This is a genomic window from Parasediminibacterium sp. HNIBRBA5674 (assembly GCF_056745525.1).
Genome location: NZ_JBQWIE010000114.1, coordinates 1 through 404 on the forward strand (window position 1 = coordinate 1; position 404 = coordinate 404).

1 protein-coding gene is annotated in these 404 nt (G+C 40.8%); it reads left to right on the forward strand.

The window, feature by feature from the left end; all coding sequences use genetic code 11:
• The coding region (locus tag ACT9TX_RS18500; protein ID WP_481340611.1) for a glycoside hydrolase family protein at positions 1 to 404 on the forward strand (404 nt) is incomplete at both ends.

Below are 404 nucleotides of genomic sequence, written 5' to 3' on the forward strand. Positions count from 1 at the left end.
GTGGCTATAAAATTATTTATGCCAAATCAAAAAGTATAGAAGGGCCATGGTCTCAGCCAGAAGAGATTTTGTACAAAGATGGTTCGTCAATAAATAGTACCGATCCAGGTGTTCTTTGGGATATGGAAAACCACCAAGCTTGGATTAGTGTTGCTGCTCAAGGGGCGGTAAAAATCTTCCCATTATCGTGGGATGGAAAGCAGGTTTTGCAAAACCCCAACGAGGGCATTGTAGTAACCAGAGAATTGGAAGGCGAATCGAACAAACTATACAAATTTGGGAATGATTTTTACGCCATGAATACGCATGTAGGCGATTTTAAAGGCGACCAAATACGGATGCAGGTTTTTAGCCGTGCAAAAAAAATGGAAGGCCCATGGGAAAGTAAAATTGTACTTAGCAAT